The sequence below is a fragment of the Thermosynechococcus sp. Uc genome (assembly GCF_029335995.1).
GTDB lineage: Bacteria > Cyanobacteriota > Cyanobacteriia > Thermosynechococcales > Thermosynechococcaceae > Thermosynechococcus.
Window position 1 is genome coordinate 16,994 of the sequence record NZ_JARJMS020000044.1, and the last position, 19,502, is coordinate 36,495.

At 52.4% G+C, this 19,502-nt stretch carries 24 protein-coding genes; 16 read left to right on the plus strand and 8 right to left on the minus strand.

All coding sequences use genetic code 11. The features are described 5' to 3' along the window. The first annotated feature begins 1 nt into the window (after position 1). Positions 2 to 1,621 (plus strand): HD family phosphohydrolase, encoded by a 1,620-nt coding sequence (locus P3X23_RS05145; protein ID WP_300873801.1) that lies wholly within the window; start codon positions 2 to 4, stop codon positions 1,619 to 1,621. Here P3X23_RS05145 and P3X23_RS05150 read toward each other — a convergent pair. From P3X23_RS05150 to P3X23_RS05160, 3 genes are read right to left on the minus strand one after another with little or no spacing between them, the layout of a single operon-like run. Beyond that, a complete protein-coding gene (locus tag P3X23_RS05150; protein ID WP_300873803.1) occupies positions 1,618 to 2,214 on the minus strand; it encodes a CPBP family intramembrane glutamic endopeptidase in 597 nt (198 codons plus the stop codon). The two genes, P3X23_RS05145 and P3X23_RS05150, sit on opposite strands and share 4 nt — an antisense overlap. 4 nt (positions 2,215 to 2,218) lie before the next feature. Then, complete coding sequence (locus P3X23_RS05155; RefSeq protein WP_300873804.1) at positions 2,219 to 2,545, minus strand: 2Fe-2S iron-sulfur cluster-binding protein; 327 nt, start codon at positions 2,543 to 2,545, stop codon at positions 2,219 to 2,221. Positions 2,546 to 2,587: 42 nt separating this feature from the next. Beyond that, on the minus strand, positions 2,588 to 3,028 hold the full coding sequence (locus P3X23_RS05160) for a thioesterase family protein (RefSeq protein ID WP_300873806.1): 441 nt from the start codon (positions 3,026 to 3,028) through the stop codon (positions 2,588 to 2,590). A gap of 160 nt (positions 3,029 to 3,188) precedes the next feature. Here P3X23_RS05160 and P3X23_RS05165 point away from each other — a divergent pair, with 160 nt between their 5' ends. Further along, positions 3,189 to 4,193 (plus strand): WD40 repeat domain-containing protein, encoded by a 1,005-nt coding sequence (locus P3X23_RS05165; RefSeq protein WP_300873809.1) that lies wholly within the window; start codon positions 3,189 to 3,191, stop codon positions 4,191 to 4,193. Positions 4,194 to 4,198: 5 nt separating this feature from the next. Here P3X23_RS05165 and sufB read toward each other — a convergent pair whose 3' ends face one another. Further along, positions 4,199 to 5,635, minus strand: coding sequence for a Fe-S cluster assembly protein SufB (sufB, locus tag P3X23_RS05170; protein WP_300873811.1), 1,437 nt, complete (start codon positions 5,633 to 5,635; stop codon positions 4,199 to 4,201). A gap of 121 nt (positions 5,636 to 5,756) precedes the next feature. Here sufB and sufR point away from each other — a divergent pair, with 121 nt between their 5' ends. From sufR to aroQ, 5 genes are all read left to right on the plus strand, one after another. Beyond that, a complete protein-coding gene (gene sufR / locus P3X23_RS05175) occupies positions 5,757 to 6,416 on the plus strand; it encodes an iron-sulfur cluster biosynthesis transcriptional regulator SufR (protein WP_300873814.1) in 660 nt (219 codons plus the stop codon). Between the two features lies 1 nt (position 6,417). Further along, the gene (locus P3X23_RS05180; RefSeq protein WP_300873817.1) at positions 6,418 to 7,296 is read left to right on the plus strand and encodes an alpha/beta hydrolase; all 879 of its coding nucleotides are present in this window, start codon (positions 6,418 to 6,420) and stop codon (positions 7,294 to 7,296) included. 54 nt (positions 7,297 to 7,350) lie between these two features. Then, positions 7,351 to 7,683 carry a photosystem II reaction center protein Psb28 gene (gene psb28, locus P3X23_RS05185; protein ID WP_300873819.1) on the plus strand — a complete coding sequence of 111 codons (333 nt, stop codon included), beginning with the start codon at positions 7,351 to 7,353 and terminating at the stop codon, positions 7,681 to 7,683. Positions 7,684 to 7,808: 125 nt separating this feature from the next. Next, entirely contained in the window at positions 7,809 to 7,937 is a 129-nt protein-coding gene (locus P3X23_RS05190) for a hypothetical protein (RefSeq protein WP_300873821.1), read from the plus strand. Between the two features lie 54 nt (positions 7,938 to 7,991). Further along, positions 7,992 to 8,438, plus strand: coding sequence for a type II 3-dehydroquinate dehydratase (gene aroQ, locus P3X23_RS05195; RefSeq protein WP_300873824.1), 447 nt, complete (start codon positions 7,992 to 7,994; stop codon positions 8,436 to 8,438). Here aroQ and P3X23_RS05200 read toward each other — a convergent pair. Further along, positions 8,435 to 8,974, minus strand: coding sequence for a YqeG family HAD IIIA-type phosphatase (locus P3X23_RS05200; protein ID WP_300873826.1), 540 nt, complete (start codon positions 8,972 to 8,974; stop codon positions 8,435 to 8,437). The genes aroQ and P3X23_RS05200 overlap by 4 nt on opposite strands. A gap of 141 nt (positions 8,975 to 9,115) precedes the next feature. Here P3X23_RS05200 and P3X23_RS05205 point away from each other — a divergent pair, with 141 nt between their 5' ends. The 4 genes from P3X23_RS05205 (at position 9,116) to P3X23_RS05220 (ending at position 12,223) form a co-directional block, all read left to right on the plus strand. Then, a complete protein-coding gene (locus tag P3X23_RS05205) occupies positions 9,116 to 9,613 on the plus strand; it encodes an HNH endonuclease (RefSeq protein WP_300873828.1) in 498 nt (165 codons plus the stop codon). An 8-nt stretch (positions 9,614 to 9,621) separates the two neighbouring features. Next, positions 9,622 to 10,332: a Crp/Fnr family transcriptional regulator gene (locus tag P3X23_RS05210; RefSeq protein WP_300873830.1), complete on the plus strand. Its 711-nt coding sequence runs from the start codon at positions 9,622 to 9,624 to the stop codon at positions 10,330 to 10,332. An 80-nt stretch (positions 10,333 to 10,412) separates the two neighbouring features. Further along, the gene (locus P3X23_RS05215) at positions 10,413 to 10,997 is read left to right on the plus strand and encodes a hypothetical protein (protein ID WP_300873832.1); all 585 of its coding nucleotides are present in this window, start codon (positions 10,413 to 10,415) and stop codon (positions 10,995 to 10,997) included. A gap of 113 nt (positions 10,998 to 11,110) precedes the next feature. After that, positions 11,111 to 12,223 carry an RNA polymerase sigma factor, RpoD/SigA family gene (locus P3X23_RS05220; protein WP_300873835.1) on the plus strand — a complete coding sequence of 371 codons (1,113 nt, stop codon included), beginning with the start codon at positions 11,111 to 11,113 and terminating at the stop codon, positions 12,221 to 12,223. Here the strand turns inward: P3X23_RS05220 and ispE are convergent. Next, a complete protein-coding gene (ispE, locus tag P3X23_RS05225) occupies positions 12,220 to 13,155 on the minus strand; it encodes a 4-(cytidine 5'-diphospho)-2-C-methyl-D-erythritol kinase (protein WP_300873837.1) in 936 nt (311 codons plus the stop codon). The genes P3X23_RS05220 and ispE overlap by 4 nt on opposite strands. A 79-nt stretch (positions 13,156 to 13,234) precedes the next feature. Here ispE and P3X23_RS05230 point away from each other — a divergent pair, with 79 nt between their 5' ends. Next, entirely contained in the window at positions 13,235 to 14,071 is an 837-nt protein-coding gene (locus P3X23_RS05230; protein ID WP_300873840.1) for a metal ABC transporter permease, read from the plus strand. Here P3X23_RS05230 and tsaD read toward each other — a convergent pair. Then, complete coding sequence (tsaD, locus tag P3X23_RS05235) at positions 14,034 to 15,095, minus strand: tRNA (adenosine(37)-N6)-threonylcarbamoyltransferase complex transferase subunit TsaD (RefSeq protein ID WP_300873850.1); 1,062 nt, start codon at positions 15,093 to 15,095, stop codon at positions 14,034 to 14,036. The genes P3X23_RS05230 and tsaD overlap by 38 nt on opposite strands. 192 nt (positions 15,096 to 15,287) lie before the next feature. Here tsaD and P3X23_RS05240 point away from each other — a divergent pair, with 192 nt between their 5' ends. From P3X23_RS05240 to P3X23_RS11960, 4 genes are all read left to right on the plus strand, one after another. Then, positions 15,288 to 15,725, plus strand: a complete 438-nt coding sequence (locus P3X23_RS05240; protein ID WP_300873842.1) for an Rrf2 family transcriptional regulator — start codon at positions 15,288 to 15,290, stop codon at positions 15,723 to 15,725. Positions 15,726 to 15,787: 62 nt separating this feature from the next. Further along, positions 15,788 to 16,753, plus strand: a complete 966-nt coding sequence (gene cysK, locus P3X23_RS05245) for a cysteine synthase A (protein ID WP_300873844.1) — start codon at positions 15,788 to 15,790, stop codon at positions 16,751 to 16,753. A gap of 249 nt (positions 16,754 to 17,002) precedes the next feature. Next, entirely contained in the window at positions 17,003 to 17,203 is a 201-nt protein-coding gene (locus tag P3X23_RS05250) for a hypothetical protein (protein WP_300873846.1), read from the plus strand. A 323-nt stretch (positions 17,204 to 17,526) separates the two neighbouring features. Then, positions 17,527 to 17,607 carry a pentapeptide repeat-containing protein gene (locus P3X23_RS11960; protein WP_367186523.1) on the plus strand — a complete coding sequence of 27 codons (81 nt, stop codon included), beginning with the start codon at positions 17,527 to 17,529 and terminating at the stop codon, positions 17,605 to 17,607. Here P3X23_RS11960 and gltX read toward each other — a convergent pair. Next, positions 17,604 to 19,061: a glutamate--tRNA ligase gene (gltX, locus tag P3X23_RS05255; protein WP_300873849.1), complete on the minus strand. Its 1,458-nt coding sequence runs from the start codon at positions 19,059 to 19,061 to the stop codon at positions 17,604 to 17,606. The two genes, P3X23_RS11960 and gltX, sit on opposite strands and share 4 nt — an antisense overlap. Positions 19,062 to 19,502 lie beyond the last annotated feature (441 nt).

A 19,502-nucleotide genomic window follows, 5' to 3' on the forward strand; every position in this document is an offset into this window, starting at 1 on the left:
GATGATTGGCGACTCCCTTGAAAAAGCAACGCTTAGCTCAGACAGCGGGACATTGGTCGATCAGCTTTTAGAAATTGGCATTGCCCTTTCCGCCAGCCAATCCCTAGAGGAACTGCTGCATCTCATTCTCACCAAAAGTCGGCAAATAACCGCCAGTGATGCGGGCACCATTTTTCTAGTGCAGCGACAGACAGAGCCGGCGGTGCTTGAATTTAAGGTGGCTCAAAACGACAGCGTTGCCCTGCCTGAGCAGGTACAAGACAGTACAATTCCCCTGACGCCGACAAGCTTGGTGGGCTATGCAGCGTTGACGGGAGAATCCCTGAATATTGCCGATGTCTATGCCCTCGACGGCAGTGAAGTGTACCAATTCAACCGCTCCTTTGATGAGCTTTTCCAATATCGAACCTGCTCAGTCTTGGTGGTGCCGATGCAGAATGTCAACGGTGAGGTAATTGGCGTTCTGCAACTGGTTAACCGCAAGCGATCGCCAGAAACCCTGTTGACGCCAGAAACGGCGGTCAGTCTGACCCAGCCCTACAGTGCTTGGGAAGAACACATTGTGCGATCGCTGGCCAGTCAGGCGGCGGTGATTATTGAGCGCAATCAGCTTCTTGAGAGTATTGAACAGCTCTTTGAAGGGTTTGTCACTGCCTCAGTGCAGGCGATTGAGGTGCGGGATCCAACCACGGCAGGACATTCAGAAAGGGTAGCGGCTCTCACCGTACGCCTAGCGGAGATCACTCATGCAACGTCGAGGGGCATCTTTCGCGAAGTCTCCTTTAGCGATCGCCAACTCCAGGAGATTCGCTATGCAGCTCTGCTCCACGATTTTGGCAAGGTCGGAGTACCGGAGACCATCCTGAACAAGCAGAAAAAACTCTTCCCGGAGCAACTGGAGGTCATTCGCCAGCGCTTTGCCTTGGTGCGGCGCACCCTAGAAATGGAAACAGCGCAGGCCAAAGTCAACTATTTGCTCTCCCATCCCCACAGCCCGCACGCTGGCGAACAGGCTTGTTCCCACTGTGCTTTTTTGCGTCATCTCGACGAACAGCTACAGCAACAACTGCTCACCCTAGAACACTACTGGCAGTTATTAGAGCAGGCCAATGAACCCCAAATCTTGGATCAAGAACCCCTAGCTCGTCTGCAGGAATTGACCCAGTTTTACTACCGCGGTGTTGATGGGCAAATGCATCCCCTAATTACGGCAGCAGAACTGGAACAACTCTTGGTGCGCCGCGGCAATCTCACCGGAGAACAGCGGCGGCTCATTGAAGCTCACGTTACCTACACCTACCACTTTCTCTCCCGCATTCCCTGGACTGCTCACTTAAAGAATGTGCCCATAATTGCCTATGGCCACCATGAACGTCTAGATGGCAGTGGCTACCCCCGCGGCATTGGGGCAGCAGAAATTCCCTTGCAAACCCAGATGCTGGCGATCGCTGATATTTACGATGCCCTCACTGCAAAAGATCGCCCCTACAAAAAAAGCCTGCCAGTGGATGCCGCCCTCAATATTTTGCGGCAAGAGGCCAAGGAATTTAAGATCAACCCCGATCTTGTCGCACTCTTTGAGCAGCAGGAGGTCTTTCGCGTCCTAGGGCACCAGCACTAGGGTTGGTGGGGCGAGGAGTGCCAAAACGAGACTTTCCAGAGCGTTGCCGCCAGCCAATTGGTACAGGTATGGGCGACAATGGCCAGCAGTAAATTATTGGTTGCCACGACGCTATAGGCAAACAATCCGCCAACAATAGTTGCCCACAGGGCATAGGGCCACTGCTGCCGCGATCCAGCGTGCAAAATGCCAAAGCACACAGAACTGCCGATAATTCCTGCCCAATTCAAACCTAAACTTGGCAGAAGCACCCCCCGAAAGAGCAGTTCTTCACTGAGGCCAGGCAAAACGCCAATCCAAAACAAATCCGGCCACAGTAGCGGTGAAAGCACTAGTTTCAGGTAGGTATCTGAGGCAAGGCGATAGGCCGGCCAGAGCCGATACAAAATAGCCCCTATGCCTGTAATCCCTAAACACAGGCCAATGCCAAGAACCACCGCCCAGCCATCCCAGCGCAGCGGTAGGAGTCCCCCCGAAAAGGGGGTAAATAGCCACACCCGCGCCAAAATCAGCCACAGGATGGCTGTAAACGCCATGGCCACTAAGACCTGCGTGCGACTGAGAGGCTCATCGGGCAGGGGAGACTCCGCCATAGGCCTAAGCTTTTTGGAATTGACCAAATTGAAAATTATAGACCTCTTCTTCTTTTTCAGAGATCAGTTTCAAATCCGAGCAGGGACGAGCCACACAAAGGAGCACATAGCCTTTTTCCCGCAGTTCAGGACTCAGCCCCATTGCATCCCCGTGGTCAACAGTGCCCTCTAAAATCTGGGCGGCACAGGTGGTACACACCCCAGCATTACAGGAACTAGGGAGATCAATGCCCGCAGCAGTGGCCGATCGCAGGATGGGCTTATCGGCACCGGCTTCAAAGGTGTAGGTTTGTCCGCGGTGTAGAATCTCAACACGAAAAGTTTGGGTCATTTTGCAGTGAACGATGACGCAACATCTTTTTTCATTATCTCCCTAAGGTTGGCGATCGCTGGCTGTTGCTGGGGCAGACTTTAACCATTCCCGTAGAGGATCGGGAATCGTTCCTCGCCGGCGTTGCGGCAGTTGCAAACAAATGTGCTGGGTGCGGGCAATGGCGACACGATTGCCCGTGGCATCGTAAAGCGTATAGGTCAGTTGAAAACAGCTATTGTCCAGTCTTTGGGGGTCAATTCTCACCCGCAGGCGATCGCCACAGTAGAGGGGTTTCAAAAACCGTACCTGTGCCTCTGTAATTGGCACAATCAGGCCACTACTGCTGAAAAATTGCCGCAGATCTACCCCTAACTGGGCAAGGGCATCCTCATAGGCCTCATGGCAAAACCGCAGCAGATTGGCAAAGTAAACTACCCCAGCCGCATCCGTATCAGCAAAATGAACCGTGCGCTCATAGTCATGAAGGGGTGTTGTATTCATCTGTTGCCATCCCATCAAGTTCCCTAACACAAGCGGTACGCAAAAACACGCCACAGCCTTTATTGTTAATGTAGGGCACAGCCCTTTTGCAAGCTATTGAGAGACGGGACAGATGAGTAACAAAGGCAGTTCTGATCTTCGACTTCTTTTGAGCACGCTTGTGATCAGCGGCTTGATCGCAGGACTGGCCTATTGGCAGCTCAGTCAACGCTGGCTCCCCTCTTCCCCTGATCACAACGGTGGCTTCCCCACAGAGACCACCACCTCCAAGTGGCAAAAAATTGCCCTTGCTACGACACTGCGCGGCCATCAAGATGAAGTGAACGCGATTGCTCTCAGTCCCGATGGCAATTTACTCGTCAGTGGTGGGGACGATCTCAAGTTGTACTTTTGGAACTTGGCTACGGGAACTGCCCTAGGACAAGTGAAGGATCACACTGACTGGATCTATGCCCTTGTGATCACTCCCGACGGTCAAACGGTGATTAGCGGCAGCAAAGACAAAACAATTAAGCTATGGAGAGTGGGCGATCGCCAGCTCCAAGCCACCCTCAGTGGTCATCAAGATTTTGTCAATGGTTTAGCCCTCAGCCCCGATGGTCGTACCCTTGCCAGTGCCAGCTATGATCACACCGTTAAACTGTGGGATGTCCCTAGCCAGCAGGAAATCACCACCCTAAAAGGCAATGAGGGCATCATGCTCAGTGTTGCCATCAGTCGAGATGGGCGTTTTTTGGCCACCGGGGGCGTGGATACGCTAATCCGTATTTGGGATCTCCCCTCCCGCCGACTCCTGCGCACCCTCGAAGGACACACTAGCGATGTCAATAGCCTCGCCTTCACCCCCGACAGCAGTCAACTAATTAGCGGTAGTGACAAGGACGGCATTAAAGTCTGGAATTTAACTACCGGGGAACTGCAGCACCAATTTGGCAGTGAAGGCGGCCAAGTCTTTAGCGTGGCGGTGAGTCCCGATGGTAGCACCATAGCCAGTGGTCACGGCGATCAAACCGTCAAACTTTGGTCCCTCTCTGGTCAGCCATTACGCAACCTCAAGGGACATTCTGGCGCTGTGTACAGTGTGGTCTTTGGTCAGGATCAGCTGATCTCCGCCAGTGAAGACAGCACCATCAAGGTGTGGCGTCTGTTTCCGGGAACCCCTTAAAACCCCTAGCCCACACTGCCCTCTAGCTTCAAACTCAGGAGACGATCAGCTTCGACCGCAAATTCCATCGGCAATTGGTTAAAGACATCGCGACAGAAGCCACTAATCATCATTGAGACCGCATCTTCGGCAGAAATTCCCCGCTGGGCAAAGTAGAAGAGTTGATCCTCACCAATTTTTGACGTTGAGGCCTCATGCTCCACCTGTGCCGTGGAGTTTTGTACCTGAATATAGGGGAACGTGTTAGCGGCTGCCGTATCACCAATAAGCATCGAATCACATTGGGAGTAGTTGCGTGCCCCCGTTGCTTTCGGACCAATTTTCACCAAACCGCGGTAGCTATTTTGGGAGTGCCCTGCAGAGATCCCCTTTGAGATAATGGTGCTGCGGGTATTCTTACCAATGTGAATCATCTTGGTACCCGTATCCGCTTGCTGGTAATTATTTGTGAGGGCAACGGAGTAGAATTCACCCACGGAATTATCCCCCACCAAGACACAACTGGGGTACTTCCAAGTAATCGCTGATCCTGTTTCCACCTGTGTCCAAGAGATCTTGGAGTTGCGGCCAAGGCAGAGTCCACGTTTGGTTACAAAGTTGTAGATGCCCCCTTTGCCATTTTCATCCCCAGCATACCAGTTTTGCACTGTGGAGTATTTGATTTCGGCATTGTCAAGGGCAACGAGTTCTACCACGGCTGCATGGAGTTGATTGGTGTCGAACATAGGAGCAGTACAACCCTCAAGGTAGCTCACATAGCTACCTTCATCAGCAATAATTAGCGTGCGCTCAAACTGCCCCGACTCACCATTGTTAATGCGGAAATAGGTAGATAGCTCCATCGGACAGCGGGTGTTCTTGGGAATATAGACAAAGGAGCCATCGGAAAAGACAGCTGAGTTCAAAGCAGCATAGAAGTTATCACCAATGGGGACAACACTGCCCAAGTATTTCTGCACCAAGGCGGGATATTCGTGGAGCGCTTCGGAAATGGAGCAGAAAATGATCCCCTCCTTGGCCAACTCTGCACGGAATGTGGTGGCCACCGACACGCTATCGAAAATGGCATCTACGGCAACATTGGTCAGCCGCTTTTGCTCTGAGAGGGGAATCCCCAGTTTTTCAAAGGTTTCCAGCAGGACAGGATCTACTTCATCCAAGCTTTTTAGCTTTTCCTTCTGTTTCGGAGCCGAGTAATAGACGATGTCTTGGTAGTTAATGGGGGGATAGCTCACCCGCGGCCACGTGGGTTCGCTCATCTTCAGCCATTGGCGATAGGCACGCAGGCGAAACTCCAGCATGAACTCTGGCTCGTTCTTTTTGGCAGAGATGAGGCGGATAATGTCTTCATTGAGACCCGCAGGAATTGTTTCGGTCTCAATTTGAGTGACAAAGCCGTATTTGTAAGGCTGATTGACGAGGGATTGTACCGTTGCCGACATCGAGTGTTCTCTTGAGTGAAGGAATGGGCAAAATTTAGAGTATATTAAGCAACAAGATAGTTGCTTTATCCATAAGACTAATTTAGCAACAAAACGGTTGTTTTAGTCAAGGGGGCGTTGTGTGACGCTCACGTCAGATACTAAACAGGACATCTTACACTGCCTTCTCCGCGACGGTCACCTCAGTGCCCAGGAGTTGGCAGCACAACTGGCTATTAGTCCGCAAGCGGTGCGGCGGCATCTTAAAGATCTAGAGGCGGAGCAACTGGTGACCTACGAAGTCCTGTCGGGTACAGTGGGGCGTCCCCAATACCGTTACACGATTAGCGAGGCGGGACGGGAAGAACTACGGCAACTGCAACTGCGCCAACAATGTAGTCAGACAAAGGGCTTTGCGGTTGAACTCTTGGAATCCGTAGCAGCAACCCTTGGCCCTGAGCAGATGCAAGATGTGTTACAGGCAGCTTGGCAGCGCAAGGCGCTGGCCTATCGGGAGCAGATGGGAAGCGGCACTTTAGCAGAACGGCTGGCACGGCTGGTGGCGCTGCGGCGGCAGGAGGGCTATATGGCGGAGTTCTATCCGGTGCAGGATTCCCAAGATGCCTATTTATTTACAGAATATAATTGTGCGATTTCCGCTGTTGCCCAATCTTTTCCCAGCGTCTGTCATCATGAGTTAGAGATGTTTGCGATCGCCCTTGGGGATTGTGCCGTCGAGCGTACCCATTGGATTGTGGATGGCGAGCATCGCTGTGGCTATTTAATTCGCCCCTTGAAATAATATGGCTTTTTGCCCGCCCACGTTTGTCCAGCAAAGTTTTCGCACCAGTATGGGTCGCATGGTCTATTACACCCCCAGCGATCGCTACTGGGGTCAAGTGCAGTCTCGACCTCCCCTTGTCTTTCTTCACAGTTTGGGGGGTGGCTCTAGTCACTATGAATGGTCGCAGGTGTATCCGGCCTTTGCACCCCACTACCGTGTTGTTGCCCCAGACCTTATTGGTTGGGGTGAGTCGGATCATCCGGCCCGCGACTACACCAGTAGTGACTACTGGCTAATGATTGCTGAACTACTGCGAATGCTGGGAACGCCCGTGACGGTTGTTGCTTCGTCCCTAACGGCAGGGATTGTCGTGCGGTTAGCGATTCAGCAACCCCATCTTTTTAAGCGTTTGTGCTTGGTCTGTCCCAGCGGGTTCAATGACTTTGGCGAAGATCAAGGGCAGGCGATCGCCAATGCGCTGCTGAATGTGCCAATTCTCGACCGCCTCATCTACACAGTTGCTGCTGCTAACCCCTTGGCTGTACGCAACTTCCTCAGCCAGTTTATTTTTGCCAATCCGCAGCGGCTGCGTCCAGAAACCGTAGAGGCCTACTTAGACGCCGCCTGTCGTCCCAATGCCGAATGGGCGACCCTGGCCACCCTCAAGGGAAATCTCTCCTTTGATTTGAGCCAGTATTTACCGCAGTTGACGATCCCCACTGTGATCCTCTGGGGCGAAAAGGCGAAGCTCACACCCCTTTCTTTGGGGGAGCGACTCTATGCCACCGCCTGCGATCGCCTACAACAGTTTCAAGCCATCCCCAAAGCAGGGGTCTTGCCCCATCTAGAGCAACCCGAATGGGTGATTTACAGTTTGCGGCGGGATTTCTTGGTCTGAGTTGTCCCCGATACAGGTATCCTAAATAAAAGTATTGCTTGAAGTGTTAGGGCAATGGCAGAAATCCAATTCATTCGCGGTATTAACGAAGAAGTCGTTCCCGATGTGCGTTTAACGCGGGCACGGGATGGCAGCAGTGGCCAAGCCATGTTTTACTTTGATAACCCTAAAATTGTCCAAGAGGGTAACCTTGAAGTAACGGGAATGTATATGATTGACGAGGAAGGAGAAATTGTTACCCGTGATGTAAACGCCAAATTTATCAATGGGCAACCTGTGGCGATTGAGGCCACCTACACCATGCGCAGTCCCCAAGAGTGGGATCGCTTTATTCGCTTTATGGATCGCTACGCCGCTAGCCATGGTCTTGGCTTCCAGAAGTCTTAAAAACTTTTAAATTGATTGGCTGTCGATTCAAAAAGATTGTGCTAGCTTAAGATTATGATGCCTTTTTCGTCCTTATTCCGAAGAAAGGCATCTACAAGTTCTATAGCGATACAGTAGGGACATCAATGGATTATCTAGAGAGCCTGCTTGACACCCTCAAATCGTGGTTAAAAAAACTCTTGGAACTTCTCGGTGGCACCGAGCCTACCCCTGAATTGGAACCCATTCCGATTCCAGTACGCGATCGCCAATAGTTCCCTCCATACAGAATGTTGTTATCCTTGCTGTCTTAAACGGTTAGCTCAAGCTTGGCTTTTCATATCTTGGTGCTCCATGGCCCGAACTTAAATCTGCTGGGGCAACGGGAGCCAGAAATTTATGGGGTTGTAACACTGGCGAGTATCAACCAATCCCTACAGGTTTTGGCAGGGGAGTTAGGGATAACCATTGAGTGCCTCCAATCTAATCACGAAGGGGTCTTAGTGGACGCCATTCAGGGGGCAGTGGGTCGTGCTCAGGGAATTTTGATTAACCCCGCAGCCTACACCCATACCAGCGTGGCTTTACGAGATGCAATTGCTGCGGTTGCCTTGCCAACTGTCGAAGTTCACCTGAGTAATATTCATCAGCGGGAAACTTTTCGCCATCACTCCTACATTGCTCCTGTGGCGATTGGTCAAATTGCCGGCTTTGGTGCTGACAGCTATTTGTTGGGGTTACGGGCACTGGTGAATTACTTGCACAAAAAAAGCTAATTCTCAGGGGAGGGGGCGATCGCTAGCGGTGTTCCCAGTTGTCGTGCTAGCCAAAACTCTAAATTGCGCACCCAAGACTTCCCATCAAAGCGCCGCGAGATAATCGGCTGCACCAGTATCGTAAACATTCCCAAGCGATTACCCACCAAAATATCTGTAAACAGGCGATCGCCCACCATGGCCACCTGATTATAGGGCAAATTCATTGCTTGCACAGCCTGACGAATCTTCCGCCGCGAGGGCTTGCCCGCCCCCATCAAAAAGGGCAACTCCACTTGCTGGGCAATCCGTTCAATGCGGCGATGGTTCAAATTATTGCTCACTAGCCAGATGGGCATTTGATGCTTAATCTCCTGGAGCCACGCCAGAATGTTCGGCGGCACCTCCGCATCCCATGTAGGGAGGAGCGTATCATCTACATCCAGCACCATGCCCCGCAGCTGATATTTTGCCAACAGACTCAGGGGCAACTGTTCAATTGTGGTTTCAAGAATTAAATCCGGTTGCAGCAGTGCTGCTAAAGACCTAGTGGCCATTGAAAACGCAAGTAACGAGGAAGAGACTTTTGTCAGACTATCACGAGCTTAGAGAAGGGGGCACTACTAAAATCTTCTCAGGTGTTACTCCAATAACAAAGGATATGCTACCATCTGAGAGAATGCCACGTGTCAACGGATATGGCGAAGGTTCTGGTACTCAATGCTTCCTATGAACCACTCAATATTACGAGTTGGCAACGGGCAGTTGTCCTTTTAATCAAGGGGAAGGCAGAGCAAGTCGAGCACAACGGCAAGATGGTTTATAACAATTTCCCCTTGCCAACGGTGATTCGTCTGCGGCACTACGTTGTTACTCCCTACAAAGAAATTCCCCTTACCCGCCGCAATATCCTGCATCGAGATGGCCACTCCTGCCAGTACTGCGGCTATACAGGCGAGGATTTGACTCTGGATCACGTTATTCCCAAGTCACGAGGGGGCGGTGACACGTGGGAGAATATTGTGACCGCCTGTGTTCGCTGTAATGTCAAAAAAGGGAATCGCACTCCCCAGGAAGCAAATATGCCCCTACGACAAACCCCCCGCCGCCCCATTAGCAGCTTGTACTTTGAAGTGACCAAGCACGTACGCACGGGCACTCATCAAGAGTGGCGCAAATATGTCATTGGTGTCTAAAGGTTGTTATGTCAAGTACTGAGGTTGAGAACTTTAGTCAACTTTTTCCCCTGTTTAATGTTGGTTCCCAAGAGGCACTTGCCTCAATGCTCTCAGTGGCTTGGCGTAACACCTATCCTGCAGGGCGTGCCATTCTGATTGAAGATGCGTGGGGGAATGCGGTTTACTTTATCCTCTCAGGCTGGGTGAAGGTACGGCGACTACTGGCCAATGGGGATTTCATGACACTGGCAATCCTTGGGCCGGGAGATTTTTTTGGTGAAATGGCTATTCTTGATCAATCACCCCGCTCGACGGATGTGGTGGCGCTCTGTCCGGCGGAAGTCTTGTCCGTACCCGCGCAAAAATTTGTCCATGTCCTGCGCCGCGAGCCGGATTTGCACTATCGGATGCTGCAATTAATGGCACAACGGCTACGCCAGACCAATGCCCGCATTGAGCTATTGCACCAACCCCCCGCTGTAAAGCTGGCCCATGTTTTGGTGAACTTGGCACGGCGCTATGGTCAGCAGCAAGAGGCAAATGCCAACACAGCCGTCATTTTCAATGTACCCGTTAAAGATTTAGCGGATGTGGCAAGCATTGGCGTGGAGGAGGCTCAGCAACTGCTGAATAAGCTGGTGGCAAAAAACTGGCTAAAAATCGATGCCGCCAAGCAAGAATTGCAAATTCTTAGTTTGCCGCAACTGGAGCAACTGGCGCAGCAGGCAGTGAGTTGAGGGTAGTTGACTAGTTGAGCAGGAGAGATGTCACCTACTTGAGCTAGGCCATATTTTAGAAAAAAGGTTGTATTCCTACTATGGCGATCGCCCCCAACCTCTACGAACACACCTTGGTTCGCTACACAGATCCGCTGCACGCAACAGAACTGCTGCGGCAATATCGCCCGTACCTAGAAATGATTCCCAGTATGCGGCGGCCGCAGGAAAGTTTAATTCCAATTCCGCTGCCGATCGCCCGCATTCAGGTTCCAGCGGCCACGACAACAAACCAACGTCCCCAAGTGAAGTCGGTGATGGTGCCCTGTGATCTGGTCTTTGTCATGTGCGATCCAGCGTGGAAGGTTACAACTGACATTGAACTGCTCGTCTTTATCCACCGTCCTGGGGAAAGCTTTACCGAACTTCTGACCCGCTGGCGGCAGTCCCAAGTGCTCCTTAGTCGCAGTTATAGCTGGGAAATGCCTTTGCAGCATCGGGATGTCTTTAGCGAGGGCGCCAATCGGCAGTTTCCCCTCTTTGTTCTTTTTCCAGAAACCCTTGCTGTGATCAAGCGCGGTCTGAGAGCCGCTCGATTGCCCTTCGTAATTGATACCACAATTCTCAAGGAGCAGCCGTCTCAAGCTACAAAACTCATGACCGGTTCATCGGAAAGCGCAGAATAGGTTGATCCATATCACAACTCTGGCAACTGCTCCATCACTGCTGCCACCCTGACGCGGGACAGAGAATACCACTGTCGAGCTGAATTCTCGATGTTGTGAGTTTGAGTTGTCCTATGGTGGCTATCCCGATTCAATGCTTGTCCCACCGTCCATTGACAACGGACTTGGTGCGGCAGTATTTACAGGAAATTGGCCGTGTCCCCTTGCTCACGCCTAGTCAAGAACTGAACCTTGCCCAACAGATTCAGCAGTACCAAGCCCTGCTCGCAGTGCGAGATCAGTCCGATCATCCTCAAATCAAACGCTATGTGGCCGCTGTTGTCGCCCGCGATCGCCAGCAGCAGCAGTTGGGGCGACGCCTAAGCCGTGCCGAATGGGCGTCCCTGCTCAACATGAGCATGACTGAGCTGCAAAGGCAAGTCCAGGCGGGTCGTCAGGCTTGGGCTCAGGCAGCGAAGATCACGCTGGATGAACTTCAGCGCATTGAGCGTCAAGGACAACGAGCAAAAGCACAACTACTGCAGGCCAATCTGCGTTTAGTGGTAAACATTGCTAAAAAATATCAGCATCGCGGCGTTGAGTTTCTAGATCTCATTCAAGAGGGGAACTTAGGTCTAGAACGTGCTGTTGAAAAATTCGATCCAACAAAAGGGTTTCGCTTTAGCACCTATGCCTACTGGTGGATTCGCCAAAGTGTCACCCGTGCTGTGGCCAGTCAAAGTCGTACGATCCGTCTGCCAATCCACATGGTAGAAAAACTCAATAAAATTAAGCGTGCTCAACGGCGCCTTGCTGCGCAACAGGGCGGGATGCCGAGTCTGGCGGATATTGCTCAAGAACTGAATCTTGAGGTGTCACAGGTGCGAGAGGTGCTGATCGCCGTTCCCAAATCTGTTGCCTTAGAACAGCGGGTTGGCTCTGATCAAGAAACAGAATTGCAGGAGCTGATTGAATCCACCGCACCCACCCCCAATGAAGTCATCATGCGCGAGTCCCTGCGTACCGCTTTGAAGCAACTCCTCAGTGATTTATCGCCCCGTGAGCGCCAAGTGATGGAACTGCGCTATGGTCTAGGGGAACAACCTGCCCTTGAGATAGTGGAAATTGCGGCACTGCTGGGACTGAGTCGGGAACGGATTCGCCAAATTGAGCACCGTGCCCTGCAAAAATTACGGCAGCCCCAGCGGCGGCGGGAAATTCAAGACTATCTGGAGGAGTTTGCCTAGGGCGTTTCCAACTGAATACCGTGGGGACAGCACTCACAAACCCATAGATCAAGGTCGGGGTCTGGTAGGGCGCGCCGTACCCGCTGCATGATGGTGTAGCCTTCATCCGCAGAGGGCGCGAGGGCAAAAACTGTGGGCCCGGATCCCGACATCATACTGGCGATCGCCCCCGCTTGTAGAAACTGCTCCCGCAGTTGAGCCACCAAAGGGTAGCGGGGGAGGACGACTTTCTCCAAATCATTGCGGAGGCTGGCAGCCAATGTCGGAAGGTCATGCTGCTGAATTGCCTGTAACAGGGTTGCGGATCCCCCCTCCTGACGTGCCTTTTCCTGCTCGCTGGGAGTCTGGGCATAGGTGGCAGCGAATTCCTGGCGATAGGTTTGATAGGCCCAAGGGGTAGCCACACTGAGGGAGCGATACTTGCCCAAGACCACACTCAAGCCCTGGAGGTCAGGGAGGGGGGTCAACTGTTCACCCCGTCCTAGGGCTAAGGCTGTCCCCCCTTGCAGACAGAAGGGTACATCGGCGCCCAATTGCTCGGCAAAGTGCTGCAATTCCTCTTGGGTAAGTCCCAAGTGCCACAGAAGATCCAAGCCTACAAGTACGGCTGCACCATTGGTTGACCCCCCAGCCAAACCAGCCCCTACAGGAATCCGTTTTTCAATAAAAATTTCAACGCCCTGGCAATCGGGAAAATGACGCTGTAGGAGGGCTGCTGCTTGATAGGCCAAATTGCGCTGATCGCAGGGAACGGCGGCGCTGGTGCAACGAATTTTAATCTGGCGATCGCGCCGCGGCATGAGTTCAATGCGATCCATAAGGGAGACCGCCTGCATTACCATGACCAATTCATGGTAGCCACTGCCATCCAAGCAATTGCCAACAATTTGTAAAAAGAGATTAATTTTGGCAGGCGCCAGCAGACGATACACGCAGCCCTATCCTCACAACCACTTTGTTGAATAGCATATTATTCTTCTATTACCCTTTGGCACGCCCTAACCAGTTCGCATGATCTTGGAACGAATGATTGATCTGTTGCAGTTGCCCTTTATGCAACGGGCGCTGTGGGCAGGGATCTTAACCGGAGGAATGGCGGGTGCCCTCGGTAGCTTTACCATCCTGCGGCAACTCTCCTTTTTTAGCGATGCCTTGGGGCATTCGGCACTACTGGGAATTAGCTTAGGGATTATGCTTGGCCTCAATCCTTCAGTGATGTTGTTGCCCTTTGCCGTAATCTTTGCCCTAGGGGTAACGTATCTGCTGGAGCATACGCGGCTGTGGACGGATGCCCTCCTAAATATTATTTATTCGGCTTCATTGGCGGTGGCGGTGATTTTGCTGAGTATCAGCGATCGCTATCAGGGAGGGGTGAATAACTTACTATTTGGCGATATTTTGGCAGTGCGCCCAGTTGATCTCGTTATGAGTGGCACACTTTGTACCATTGTGGGCATTTTCATCCTGCTGACGTTGCGGGTGCAATTGTTAATCACAGTGAATGAAGCCTTGGCAGTGGCGCAGGGGGTAGCGGTGGGACTGCAACGGCTGCTGTTTATCACCCTATTGGCCTTAGCGGTTGCCGTCTCGATTAAGACTGTGGGGGTATTGCTCATTAGTGCCTTTGTGGTGATTCCCGCCTGTGGGGCACGCCTGTGGAGTCGGCAATTTTCCCAGTATGTGGTTTTAGCAGCCCTAGTGGGAGTGGGCAGTGCGATTGTTGGCATGCTAGTGTCAGCAGGAATGAACTGGCCATCCGGACCGAGTATTGTTGTTTGTCAACTAGCGTTCTTTTTAGGATCGATGGCGCTCAACTCACTGCGAGGGGTGTGGCTGCGTAGAGCGTAGAAATCTCTGGCAAGCTGAGGCGTGAACGCGCTGTTAGCTCTAAAGGGGAGCGATCGCCCCGCTGGAAATGGTCCACCGCCGCACAGCCAATCATTGCCGCATTGTCGGTACACAACCGCAGTGGCGGAAAAATTAACTGTAGTCCCAAGGGTTCCGCGGCCGCCCTCAGGTGTTGTCGCAGTCCAGAATTGGCTGCTACTCCCCCCCCAATGGCTAGGGTTTTGAATCCATGATCCACCGCTGCTGCGATCGCCCGCTTGGTCAAGGCTTGGGCCACTGCCTTTTGAAAACTAGCCGCTAGGTCGGCCACGGGCAGTTCGTTACAATTTTGACGTAGCTCCGCCACTAGGCGTGCCACTGCGGTTTTGAGGCCACTAAAGCTGGAGTCGTAGGGATGCACCTTCCCATCGGGTAAGCGGATATTTCCCTCCGGCAGCTCAAAGGCATCTGGATTGCCCTCCTGCGCCAAGCGATCCAGAACAGGCCCGCCTGGATACCCTAACCCTAAAAGGCGCGCCACCTTGTCGTAGGCTTCCCCCGCCGCATCGTCCCGCGTTTGTCCAAAAAGCCGGTACTCGCCACAGCCATACACGCCAATGAGACTGGTGTGCCCGCCCGAAACCAACAGACAAAGAAACGGCGGCTCAAGGCTTGGCTCTGCTAAGTAGGAGGCATAGAGATGCCCCTCAAGATGGTGAATTCCCAGAAGCGGTTTTTGTTTCACAAGGGCAAGGGTTTTTGCCGCCATGACCCCAATTAGGAGGGAGCCCACCAGACCGGGGGCACAGGTGACGGCAATGGCATCAATGGTTGACCAATCGCAGGCCGCTTCACTCATCGCTGCTGCAATGACTGTGTTGATGTTTTCTAAGTGGGCACGGGAGGCCACTTCCGGTACGACACCGCCAAAGGGCTGATGAGCACCCACTTGGGAGGCAATCACATTACTTTCAATGGCGCGATCGCGCACGACGGCAGCAGCGGTTTCATCGCAACTGGTTTCAATGGCTAGAATTCTTACCATTGGGCAGACTGGGGCATGCACCTAGAGCTCCTCTTAAGTCTAGCCTGCTTCTCAACATGAAGGAATGAATGTCTGGGGTTTCAATCTGCTCCGGAGTAAAGATTCGTAAGAATCTCCTCAATCCCGATCAAGAAGTAGGATATAATACAGGCCGGGCAATCTGCCCAATGTCGTGCTTGTGCCAAACGTCTTGTGGAACTGTCTGCCAAAAGTGAGTACGCCCTCTTGGCGCTTTTGGAAATGTCAACGGCCTATAAACAGGCGGAACCGCTACAAATTCGCCAAATTGCTGCCATGCATAACATTCCTGATCGCTATTTAGAGCAACTGATGGCGACTTTGCGCCGCAAAGGTCTCATTCGCAGTCAGCGGGGCGCACGGGGTGGCTACTTGCTGGCAAAAGCCCCTTGGCAAATTTCAATTTTAGATGTGCTCAACTGTATTGAGGGAATGGACTCGAAGCTAGAACAAAAGCTGCCTGACAGTGGTGATTTGGCGCGCAGTCTGATCCGTTCGATATGGCTAGAGGCCTGCGCTGCTGCCAACGAGGTCTTGAGAAAGCATACGCTACAAGACTTGTGCGATCGCCGGCAGGCTTACCAGCAAGCGGATGTCATGTACTACATCTAAGGTAATCCAAGATTAAATGATTGCGCCGCAAGTTTTCTGTTGAGTTTGGAGATTGCTCGTCCATGAATATTGCCCCTGATATTACTGCCCTCATTGGTCGCACCCCCCTTGTGCGCTTGAACCGCATTCCCCAAGCTGAAGGCTGCGTGGCACAAATTGTTGTCAAACTAGAGAGCATGAATCCTGCAGCTTCGGTGAAGGATCGCATTGGTTTGAGCATGATTCAGGAGGCAGAAGCAGCGGGTCTCATTGCCCCCGGCAAAACCGTGCTTGTGGAACCCACCTCAGGGAATACGGGCATTGCCTTGGCAATGGTGGCGGCGGCAAAGGGGTACCGTTTGATTCTGACGATGCCGGAAACAATGAGTGCAGAGCGGCGTGCCATGCTGCGCGCCTATGGGGCAGAGCTAGATTTGACACCCGGCACTGAAGGGATGAGCGGCGCGATTCGTCGCGCTGAAGAAATTGCTGCCTCCCTTGAAGATGCCTTCATGTTGCAACAGTTCAAAAATCCCGCCAATCCCAAGATTCACCGTGAAACCACTGCCCTGGAAATTTGGCAAGATACGAATGGTCAAGTGGATATTTTGGTGGCGGGAGTGGGCACCGGCGGCACGATTACGGGAGTGGCGGAAGTGATTAAAGCCAAGAAGCCCAGTTTTCAGGCGATTGCCGTCGAACCTAGCAACAGTCCTGTCCTTTCAGGTGGCAAACCGGGACCCCATAAAATTCAAGGCATTGGCGCCGGCTTTGTGCCTCCTGTTCTCAAGCGCGAACTGATTGATGAAGTCATCCCTGTCTCCGACGATCAAGCCATTCATTTTGGTCGCCGCTTAGCCCGTGAAGAAGGCCTCCTCTCTGGCATTTCCAGTGGGGCTGCCCTTTGTGCTGCAATTCAGGTGGCTCAACGCCCCGAAAATGCGGGCAAGTTAATTGTCATGGTACAGCCGAGCTTTGGCGAACGCTACTTGAGCACTCCCCTGTTTCAGGATGCTTTGCCCTTGGTACCCAGCTACTTGCAACATTAGGCACTAATTGAGTTCAGAGTCAGGGGTTGTTTTGTACAAACTAAAACCAAGTTTGGGGGGCGGGGCGATCGCTGAGGCTAGATTTATAGCCCTTCCTTCTGCTCCAACTAGGTCAATCATGACCGAACCTGCCATCCGCTCTGAACTTACTCAAGTCTTGGATGCCATCCAAGGGATGCAAGCTGCTATCCAAACAATCGACAAAAAGTTAGACTCCACATTGCCACCACCACAGAGCGCTTTAACCTCATGGATGAAAAGCTGAAGCGATTGGAGGACAAAATTGATGCAGTAGAAGGGAAACTCCAGCAGCAGATTGACGCTATAGAAGCCAAACTCGAGCAGCGGCTCATACAGTTAGGGCAGCGGATTGATACGGTAGAGTCCACCTTGGAGGAGATTTCGCAGCGGCAAGCCGGCACAGATGCGCGGTTGTGGGGTTTTTGGTAACACTATTAGTGGCCACGTTGGCACTTTTGGCAAAATTATTACTCTTTGATTTGCCTTTCTCTTCATTGAGGACGGGTTGCCTCTGTACAGCCCTTTTCTACTGTGGAGTTGCAAAAGTCTTCGCAATAGTCACCGCAAGTAATACAACACTTAAGAGAACGAAATTTTGCAAAACTTAATCTTTTAGTGGAGCCGCAAGTATTTTCTCTAGCTCTTTTGTTATTGGTTGTACCAGCGGTTGCCAATGCCGAAAATCCTGCCTATGCGCAACAGTTCCTAGAAAGGCTCAATGCCCCAATTGTGATCCACGGGGCGCGAACCTGATGAATGCCAATTTGTTTCAAGCAAATTTGAGTGGGGCTCATTTAAGCCAAACGATCTGCGATCGCTCCCCTAACCCCTAGGAAGTAGTTTGCACCTGTTTCAAGGCTGCCGCAAGTCGCGGTTGATCCCAACCCCGTTGGTGGAGAATTTGCCAAGTGGCCATTAAATCAGGTCCATGCACGGCACCGGTAAGGGCAGCGCGGAGCGATCGCATGGTGGCCCCCTTTTTAACACCCGCCGCTTTGGTGGCCTGCTGAATCAAGTGGTGCCCCATTTCTACAGCTAGCGTTGGCTCTGAGGGTAAGTGGTCTAGTAAATAGGCTAGGATGGTTGCAGTTTGGGGTTGGCTCAGTTGCGCCATTGCCTCTGCATCAAAGGTAACAGTGGGTAGAAAGAAAACTGCCCCCTGATCAATGGCCTCCTTAAGGGTGTTGAGACTAGGTTGAAGGAGTTGGGCAAGATCCAGTAACCAAGGGCGATCGCTCCCCTCATCAAAGGCATAGCCTGCCCCCTGCCACAAGGGGATGAGTTCCGCCAAAAGTTCCTCTGGCTCTAGTTGCTGAATGTACTGGCGATTGAGCCAATTGAGCTTATCCCAGTCAAAGCGGGCACCTGCTTTGTTAATTCGTTCAAAACTAAAGTGCTTAGCTGCTAGATCAAGGGTAAAGAGTTCCCCCATCCCTTCGGGGGGCGACCAACCCAAAAGTGTCATGTAGTTGGCCAAAGCGGGAGCTAGGTACCCCATGGCTCGAAAGTCAGAAATCGAGGTGACCCCATCCCGTTTTGAGAGTTTTTGTCCGGCTGAGTTGAGAATTAAGGGGGTATGGGCAAAGTTGGGAGGGGTGGCGCCAAGGGCTTCGTAGAGCAAAATTTGCTTCGGTGTGTTGCCAATGTGGTCTTCACCGCGAATGACATCGGTAATGCCCATGGCAATGTCATCCACCACAACTACCAAGTTGTAGAGGGGATAGCCAATCTCGCCTCGGGGGGCAGCCCGCGCAATCACCATATCGCCACCCAGATCAGCCCCCTGCCAACTGACCCGACCGCGCACCAAATCTTGCCACTCAATCTGGCGATCGTCCTCGATTTTAAAGCGAATGACGGGGGTTCTCCCCGCTGCCTCAAAAGCAGCTTGTTCCTGTGGGGTCAAATGGCGATGACGGTTGTCGTAGCGGGGGGCTAGCCCCTTGGCTTTTTGCTCTGAGCGTAGGGCATCGAGTTCTTCGGGGGTACAGTAGCAGTAGTAGGCCAATCCCTTATCCAAAAGGGTTTGAATTGCTTGGCGGTATAAATCAAGGCGATCGCTTTGGAAATACGGACCTTCATCCCATGTCAGCCCCAGCCATTGCAACCCTTCAAGGATATTCTCGGTATATTCGGGTCGAGAGCGCTCGCGATCAGTATCCTCAATCCGGAGAATGAATTTGCCTCCCCGGTGGCGGGCATAGAGCCAGTTAAATACAGCGGTGCGGGCAGTCCCAATGTGCAGATTTCCCGTCGGACTCGGCGCTAAACGAACACGAACTGTCACTGCTGACCTCGAATACAAAAATTGCCCTTTTGATCCTACCGCATCGGCTGCAGGGCTTCTAAGCGGTATAGGGACGATTCAGCCGCTCCAACGGCTGCACCATAGACTGAGGAAGAGTCCCACATCTGTGATTACACCCACAGATTCCACAGAAGCCGATCGACCCGCTGCGCGGGAGCAAGCTAACAGCGGAAGGATAGCGCGCAGGCGCAGCCGTCCTTGGGTTTTGGTTTGGCTAGGCCGAAACCGCGCCTTGCGGGTGCGCACTTAAATGTACTCAGATGAGAAGTTAGTCACGCCCAGCTCGCCGGTGACGTGTGCGGCGTGGTAGTGCCGTGAGCAGCAGGGATTTACCGAAGCGACTGTCTGTCAGGGTTAAGCGTTGACGCTCAATCCTGTAGACCGAGCACTGATAATTTCCTAGAGTTTTTGTTAGTGCTC